This is a genomic window from Streptomyces sp. SID12501 (genome assembly GCF_010550245.1).
In the GTDB taxonomy this organism is placed as follows: domain Bacteria; phylum Actinomycetota; class Actinomycetes; order Streptomycetales; family Streptomycetaceae; genus Streptomyces.
In genome coordinates this window covers 1-547 of the sequence record NZ_JAAGLU010000362.1, presented here as the reverse complement: position 1 = coordinate 547, position 547 = coordinate 1, and the positions used below count along the sequence as shown (strand labels likewise).

Here is a 547-nt window from a genome sequence, read left to right as displayed (position 1 = left end):
ATGTCGAGGCCGATCACACGCGATGAGGCCACTGGAGGTCCTTCCGGGAGTCCGTCCGTACGAGGCACTCATCGGCACGAGCGCCGCACCTCTTGAGGGCGCGACGCCGCGGGTCACAGCAGTCCGAGGTACCACCCGGCGACAGCGGGGCCGGCGACGAGGCCGACGGCGGCGCCCAGGAGCATCCAGGGGCCGAACGGCAGCGTGGACTTGCGCCCCGCGCGGCGCAGCACGACGAGCGCGACCCCGTAGACCCCGCCGAGCAGGAACGCGGCGAACGCGCCCACCACGACGGCGGACCACCCGACCCACCCGAGGTAGAGGCCGAGAACGCCCGAGAGCTTGACGTCGCCCAGCCCCATGCCGGCGGGGTAGACGACCCGCAGGACGACGTAGAACACGAGCAGGGCGGCGCCCGCGAGCACCGCGCGCAGCAGCGCCGAGAAGTCCGACGGCCCCCCCGGGTTCGCGCTCGCCAGGGCGAGCAGGACGAACGCCACGGGGTACGACGGCAGGACGATCGCGTTGGGCAGCCGGCGCACGTCGA

1 protein-coding gene is annotated in these 547 nt (G+C 73.7%); it reads right to left on the bottom strand.

Annotated elements, in window-relative coordinates:
- Nucleotides 1-113: 113 nt before the first annotated feature.
- Nucleotides 114-547: A24 family peptidase (locus G3I71_RS46245; protein WP_164324931.1), on the bottom strand; the 434-nt coding region annotated here is incomplete at its 5' end.